8 protein-coding genes are annotated in these 6,971 nt (G+C 37.6%); 6 read left to right on the top strand and 2 right to left on the bottom strand.

Features of this window, described 5'->3' with window-relative positions; all coding sequences use genetic code 11:
- Together V7149_RS14605 and parC are read left to right on the top strand one after the other, a co-directional pair.
- On the top strand, positions 1 to 810 hold an 810-nt coding region (locus V7149_RS14605; RefSeq protein ID WP_335346344.1), incomplete at its 5' end, for a toprim domain-containing protein.
- Positions 810 to 3,257: a DNA topoisomerase IV subunit A gene (parC, locus tag V7149_RS14600; RefSeq protein ID WP_335346343.1), complete on the top strand. Its 2,448-nt coding sequence runs from the start codon at positions 810 to 812 to the stop codon at positions 3,255 to 3,257. The genes V7149_RS14605 and parC, both read left to right, overlap by 1 nt.
- 57 nt (positions 3,258 to 3,314) lie before the next feature.
- Here parC and V7149_RS14595 read toward each other — a convergent pair whose 3' ends face one another.
- Positions 3,315 to 3,551 (bottom strand): hypothetical protein, encoded by a 237-nt coding sequence (locus V7149_RS14595; RefSeq protein ID WP_335346342.1) that lies wholly within the window; start codon positions 3,549 to 3,551, stop codon positions 3,315 to 3,317.
- 17 nt (positions 3,552 to 3,568) lie between these two features.
- Positions 3,569 to 3,808: a hypothetical protein gene (locus tag V7149_RS14590; RefSeq protein WP_335346341.1), complete on the bottom strand. Its 240-nt coding sequence runs from the start codon at positions 3,806 to 3,808 to the stop codon at positions 3,569 to 3,571.
- Positions 3,809 to 3,953: 145 nt separating this feature from the next.
- Here V7149_RS14590 and V7149_RS14585 point away from each other — a divergent pair, with 145 nt between their 5' ends.
- From V7149_RS14585 to V7149_RS14570, 4 genes are all read left to right on the top strand, one after another.
- Entirely contained in the window at positions 3,954 to 4,379 is a 426-nt protein-coding gene (locus V7149_RS14585) for an Hsp20/alpha crystallin family protein (RefSeq protein ID WP_335346340.1), read from the top strand.
- 351 nt (positions 4,380 to 4,730) lie between these two features.
- Positions 4,731 to 5,363: a hypothetical protein gene (locus tag V7149_RS14580; RefSeq protein WP_335346339.1), complete on the top strand. Its 633-nt coding sequence runs from the start codon at positions 4,731 to 4,733 to the stop codon at positions 5,361 to 5,363.
- 499 nt (positions 5,364 to 5,862) lie between these two features.
- Complete coding sequence (locus V7149_RS14575) at positions 5,863 to 6,633, top strand: hypothetical protein (RefSeq protein ID WP_335346338.1); 771 nt, start codon at positions 5,863 to 5,865, stop codon at positions 6,631 to 6,633.
- Between the two features lie 91 nt (positions 6,634 to 6,724).
- Positions 6,725 to 6,934, top strand: coding sequence for a staygreen family protein (locus V7149_RS14570; RefSeq protein WP_335346337.1), 210 nt, complete (start codon positions 6,725 to 6,727; stop codon positions 6,932 to 6,934).
- Positions 6,935 to 6,971 lie beyond the last annotated feature (37 nt).

Here is a 6,971-nt window from a genome sequence, read left to right as displayed (position 1 = left end):
CGAAAAGCACGTGAGGATGCAAGGAGCGGCAAAAAAAGAAAACGCTCGGATGCGGTCCTTTCTGGAAAACTAACACCTGCCCAATCAAGAAATCCTCAAAAAAATGAAATCTATTTAGTGGAAGGAGATTCAGCTGGCGGCTCAGCTAAACAAGGCCGTGACCGTCGTTTTCAAGCGGTTCTTCCATTGCGAGGGAAAGTTATTAATACTGAAAAAGCAAAGCTTCAGGACATTTTTAAGAATGAGGAAATTAATACGATCATACATGCTGTTGGTGCTGGAGTTGGAGCGGATTTTAACATTGAAGATGTAAACTACGATAAGGTCATTATTATGACCGATGCGGATACAGACGGTGCTCATATTCAAGTTCTTCTCCTAACCTTTTTCTATCGATATATGAAGCCGCTGCTGGATGCCGGTAAAATTTATATTGCACTACCCCCTTTATATAAAGTCAGCAAAGGTACAGGCAAGAAAGAAATTATTGAGTATGCCTGGGCCGAAGATGATTTGCAGGACGCCATAAAAAAAGTTGGGAAAGGCTATATGCTCCAGCGTTATAAAGGTTTAGGCGAAATGAATGCGGATCAGTTATGGGATACGACTATGAATCCAGAAACACGCACCTTAATCCGGGTTAGAATAGATGATGCAGCCAGAGCGGAACGCCGCATAACAACGTTAATGGGTGATAAGGTTGAACCACGAAGAAAGTGGATTGAAACAAATGTAGCATTTGGTTTAGAAGAGGATGCAAGTATACTAGAAAATGAAAATATATCAGTCTTAGAGGAGGAGATTGAATAATGGCTACACAAGAGAAATTCCGCGATCTCCCTCTAGAAGACGTTATTGGTGATCGTTTTGGCCGCTATAGTAAATACATTATTCAGGAAAGGGCCTTACCTGATGCAAGAGACGGCCTAAAGCCTGTTCAACGAAGAATTTTATATGCCATGCATGTGGAAGGAAATACACATGAAAAAGGCTTTAGAAAATCTGCAAAAACAGTTGGAAATGTAATTGGTAACTACCATCCTCATGGTGATACATCGGTTTATGATGCAATGGTTCGATTGAGTCAAGATTGGAAGCTACGAAACTTGCTTGTCGAAATGCACGGGAATAACGGAAGTATTGATGGGGATCCTCCTGCAGCTATGCGTTATACGGAGGCGAGACTTTCAGCTATTTCTTCAGAATTGCTAAAGGATATTGAAAAAAGAACGGTCGATTTTGTTCCGAACTTCGATGATACTTCGAATGAACCAACCGTTTTGCCAGCTATGTTCCCAAGTCTCTTAGTAAATGGCTCTACTGGTATTTCTGCTGGATATGCGACAGAAATTCCTCCTCATCACTTAAATGAAGTGATAGATGGTGTCATTCATCGATTGGACAACCCAAATTGCTCAATAGATGACCTTATGAAATATATAAAAGGGCCTGATTTCCCAACAGGCGGGATTATTCAAGGTGTTGAGGGAATAAAGAAGGCCTATGAAACTGGAAAAGGAAAAATCATTGTCCGAGGGAAAGCTGAATTTGAAGAAATTCGCGGCGGGAAGAAACAAATTGTCATTACGGAAATACCGTTTGATGTCAATAAAGCAAATCTTGTCAAGAAAATCGATGAGTTTAGGCTAGATCGAAAAATCGAAGGGATTGCCGAGGTTCGAGATGAGACAGACCGAACGGGGTTACGTATAGTTGTAGAATTGAAAAAAGACGCTGATCCTGAAGGTGTCCTTCATTACTTATACAAAAACAGTGATTTACAAGTACCCTATAATTTTAATATGGTCGCCATTTATAACAGACATCCGAAGCTAATGGGACTTAGAGAGTTATTAGATGCATATATCGAGCATCGAAAAGAGGTCGTCACAAGAAGAACAGCATTTGATCTGGAAAAAGCCCAAGCCAGGCAGCATATTGTTGAAGGCTTAATAAAGGCTTTATCTATTCTTGATGAAGTGATTGCCGCCATTAGAGCATCGAAGGATAAAAGAGATGCAAAAGATAATTTAATTGCCAAGTTTGCATTTACTGAGCCTCAGGCAGAAGCAATCGTGTCATTGCAGCTTTACCGTTTAACGAATACGGATATTACAGCACTCCAAGCTGAGGCAGAAGAATTATCAAAAAGAGTTGCCGAGCTAACATCTATTCTAGAGAGCGAGAAAAAGCTGTATTCTGTCATTCAAAAAGAATTAAAAGACGTGAGAAAACGTTTTGCTGATAATCGCCGCACAGTGATAGAGGCTGAAATTGAAGAAATCAAAATCAATTTGGAAGTTCTGATCGCAAGTGAGGATGTTATTGTAACAGTTACAAAGGAAGGCTATGTGAAGAGGACAAGTCCTCGTTCCTTTGCAGCCTCCAATGGACAGGATTTCGGCATGAAGGATTCAGATCGTCTGCTAGCACAGCTAGATATGAATACGACAGATGTTCTGTTATTATTCACAAACAAAGGGAATTACTTATATTGCCCTGTCCATCAGCTCCCTGATATCCGCTGGAAGGATCTTGGGCAGCATGTTGCTAATATCATTCCAATTGACGGTGACGAATCAATTGTAAAGGCTCTTCCTGTGAAGGATTTCGATACAGAAACCTATTTACTTTTTGTCACAAAATATGGAATGGTGAAGAAAACAGAGCTTAAGCTGTACAAGGCACAGCGTTATTCTAAACCTTTGGTCGCCATTAATTTAAAAGATGATGATGAAGTGATTGATGTCCATGAAACAGATAGCTCTAAAGATCTGTTTATCTCTACATACAATGGCTATGCATTATGGTTCCCTGAGGAAGAAATCAGTATCGTTGGTACAAGGGCAGCAGGAGTAAAAGGGATTAATTTAAAAGACGATGACTATGTAACGGGCGGACAGATAGTTGAGAATTCACTTGAACAGTCAGTTGTCATTGTTACCCAGCGTGGTGCTATTAAGAAGATGAAATTTGCTGAGTTTGAACGAACTTCACGTGCAAAACGAGGTTTTGTCATGTTAAGGGAGTTAAAAGCAAACCCACATCGAATTATTGGCTCACTCGTTATAAAGGAAAATGATTCAATCATTATTGAAAGTGAAAAAGGTGTTATTGAATCCGTGGGAGCCTCAAGTATTCGCTTTAATGATCGCTACTCAAATGGCTCCTTCATTATGGATGAAGGGGAAAGCGGACAAGTAATGGATGTTTGGAAACAAGAGGCTTCACAAGGAACTAATAGGACTGAGAAATAAGCAAAAATCCCTGCTTAATTGTATAGCGGGGATTTTTTAGTAAATTTCTTTAAAGCATTAAATCGCACTCACCTTTACGGAATTTGTATCATTTAGATCTGAATCATTCAACAAGACCATTGGAAAATTCGTCACACACAAATCACCATTTTCCTCACCAAATCCGTAATTCTGTTTATTTGATAGAAAGGAGTAAATATGCTGATTGGGTCCTAAGCTTGATGACGCTCCACGGTCCATTGCATTTACTTTAAAAACAAACAAGTTCACGAATACAGGTCCAAAAATCCCCATTTTACCGCCTCCTGTTTTTACGGTATCAAATTTTTTTCAAATGATGATGGGCTATCGATAAGATCGCGATCATCCACACTGCTTTGTGTTCCTAAAAAGCAGCTATCATCCCCAAAGTTTTGTCCGTAACCCATCGTTTTCTTATCGGCATTATTCCAGTCGGCCAGCAAATTTTGTCCAATATTTACTGCAGAGCAGTTTTCAAAGGAATTAATTTTCAATAGAAAAATGTTAATGTTAATAGATGCACCTGCCAATGGAGTTCACCTCCTTATCGAACTATATTCAGAATGAGTAATTTTATGATTTTTAGAAAGGAGGAAACGAGCATGGATTTTGAAAAATTAAAGCAGTCGCTGGAAATAGCCCCGGAAATATCAATCAGGTGATTTTTGGAACGGGATGCTTGATCAATCCTCCTTTAAACAATTTATGAAAGAAAATATGGATATGGGGCCAACCACCGGAATTAGTCCGAATGAAGCGGCAAACTCATTAGGGCGGCGTCCGTCTAATGCGAAATTTCCTTCTGTTGATATTTATATGACTGATCTTGAAGTGATTGTTCTAGCCGATTTAGCTGGATTTAAAAAAGAAGATCTCCAAGTATCTGTTTCTGGAAATAAACTGTTATTAAAAGGTACATCTTCCTTAATCGTTAGTGGCCAAGCCATTATTCAAGAAAGAAATCAAAGGCCATTTGAGCGAATTATTGACTTGCCAGAACCGACAGATTCCAATCAGATTAAAGCAAAATTCCAAAACGGGCTGCTAATTCTTACCTATAAAAGGCTATACATACAAGAAGAAAGAGTACCGATCGAATAAGCTATCCTTTTTTCTCTGATTGTGTATCAATGAAGTCGTAAACCTCGATGCTCCACTGTGGATTTTGAAAAAAACCTCGGTCTCCATTATGTTCACAAAACCTTCCACACGATGATTTTTTACATGATTACCAACTTGCATCGTGGAGCTTACCTAGATTCTTGCATACCGATCAACACTATTAATTTTTATACCTTGAATGTTGATGTTTGTTCGGTTCATCAAATTACTTCCCTTCTTTGAAAATAAATATCAATAAAAATGTGAGGATAATCATATGCCTATAAAAGGATTATTCAACAAAAATCAAAATAATGAAAACATTAATAAGAAAATAGCTGAACTCGAAAAATGTATTTAAAGCTTAATGCCCTTGAGCTTCGTGTGAACAGGCTGGCAAAGCTAGAAGAAAAAATATATTCGCTTCTTAAGTGGAAGGATGAAGTTTCAAAAGATCAGCAGTCGAATCGTTTTTCAAGACAAAATTATTCAGATTTATCGAAGGAATTACAATCAGTTGAAGCTTCGTTAATTAAGAAAATAGATCCCTTTTTCGAAAAGGTTCGTTATTTGTCAACTTATATATATGAACTCGAGCAAAAAATACTCACGGTATCTGTTGTTGAATCCTCAGATGCAATTGCTTTAGACGAGCAGCAAAAACTTGCTTCTCTTATATCGTATATCCATGATTTAGAGCACAAAATCTCCTTGCAAAATGAAAGAGAAATGGCAATGCTTACAAGAATAGATGCTCTTGAAGAAAAGTTTGCAGGTTTTCAGAGTAATAAGAAGAATGATGAACAAGCGGTTGTAATTAAAGAAATTCGCATCGATAAATTTTATTTAGATAAATATGAGCAAAATAATAATTTTGCCCAGCTAGGGATTAAAGATTTAAGTGGAGCGCTGAATATTGGGGCAACCTATGGACGAGACGTGATGCCGAAAGAGGTATCTGAACAGCTGAAAGAAGATTTATAAGACTTAACAAAAATAAAAGAGGATAAGGAAAGTCCCAAAAGTGAACAATCTGTAGGGGAATCATCTGAGGAAACAGAATCTACATCTGATGAACCGATTTCTTTTACAGAAATTTCAATTGAGGAAGAGGATTAAAATTTGATTAAGTACTGTCTGGATGAAAAAATGTGTTTACTTCTGAGGCTTGATCAATTAAATACGGATAGCAATGCACACGAGATTTCTCCTATGGAGTATCGTGTGCATTTTTGTTGTTGATTGATTTTTAATTTGATTTTTTAAACACAGATATCCTTCCTCAAGGGAAAGAGGGACCAAGATTCAGAAAAATATCGGCGAAAATGTCTTTAATCAAAGCTATGAAGGATAAAATTCAGCAAGACATCCGGAAAATGTTCAGAACAGAACGATGATTGTGAGGAAAATTACCAAAAAATTTTACATGAATTTCCTAATAATGGGCAAAATTATTATGATAGAAGTATAGGGGGGAAGATACATGAAAAAGGAATTAGTGTTTGCCCTGGCTGCATTCTTTTTTTTATCGTTGTCAGTAATGACAGGTACATATGCTGGTGAAAATAAGATGAAAATGATTACCGTATCCAAGGAGAAGGCAGAACTAACGGGTGATGGTAAAAAGGATACCATTATCATTAAGGGACTGCCATACGATGAGGACACCGAGTTTTTAAAAGAAATATATTTGAAAATCACTACATCAAATGGAAAAACATTGACTGCAGAATTTGATGGCGGTTTTAACCCAAGAGCTACGTATGTTGACTTAAATCATGACTGTCTAAAAGATATATTCGTAACCATTGATACTGGAGGCAGCGGCGGGATAACAAATCACTATTTATTTACGGCAAAAAATTCTGCATTAACAGATTTAACGGTGCCAGAACCGCTCGTCGTTAACAGTCAATTTTTAGATGGATATAAAGCATCCTTAGCGATTCAAGAAACTGGTGAATCCTATACATTTGATTTAAGCAATCGGGCTGAAGATTATGAAAAAACTGGTCTTTATCAAAATGGGAAACTAAGTGAGCCAACAGAGCTAATGATAGATTCGTTTTCTACATTGAAACCGGTGAAGGTTGACAGTATTCAATATGGATTAAAGGGAATTCAGGCTGTCAGCGGCGCCTATCATGCAGACAGAATCGCTATAATTGAGTCCTTATGGCTTTATAAGGATGGAAAATGGTTCTTAAAGAATACAAGAGTCATGGAGACCAATCTTCAAAAGAAGAAAAAGTGAAAATTAGGCAGTTGCCACGTTTTCTGGAAATGGACATGAAATAAGATAAGTGGATTTCCTATTTGTTGTAAAGGAGGGCGCTTATCTTAAATTGGATGTATCTCAGCTTAGTGTTACGTATTTGCCGCCTGCAACGGAAATTAGACCTGTAGATGGCAGAAAGTATACACTGATGCAATCTCTATTTACAGGTGAATGGTTTTTAAATATTGGCTACAGCTACCATGCTAATCATGAAAACATAAAATTTCGTCTCTGGAACTCTTCGCCAATATTTGAATGTAGCCATGCAGCCGATTGAAACATAAGTTTATTTTATTACTCTTTATCTTCTATAC

Origin of the sequence: Bacillus sp. JJ1503 (assembly GCF_036965125.1) — a bacterium.
Taxonomy (GTDB): domain Bacteria; phylum Bacillota; class Bacilli; order Bacillales; family Cytobacillaceae; genus Cytobacillus.
The sequence above is the reverse complement of the archived record's forward strand: the minus strand, read 5'-3'. Positions and strand labels throughout refer to the sequence as shown.

Bases quoted from the DNA above. Each gene is read 5' to 3' on its own strand.
- V7149_RS14580 (WP_335346339.1), top strand. From the start codon at position 4,731: ATGTATTTAAAGCTTAATGCCCTTGAGCTTCGTGTGAACAGGCTGGCA.
- V7149_RS14585 (WP_335346340.1), top strand. From the start codon at position 3,954: ATGCTTGATCAATCCTCCTTTAAACAATTTATGAAAGAAAATATGGAT.
- parC (WP_335346343.1), top strand. From the start codon at position 810: ATGGCTACACAAGAGAAATTCCGCGATCTCCCTCTAGAAGACGTTATT.
- V7149_RS14575 (WP_335346338.1), top strand. From the start codon at position 5,863: ATGAAAAAGGAATTAGTGTTTGCCCTGGCTGCATTCTTTTTTTTATCG.
- V7149_RS14595 (WP_335346342.1), bottom strand. From the start codon at position 3,551: ATGGGGATTTTTGGACCTGTATTCGTGAACTTGTTTGTTTTTAAAGTA.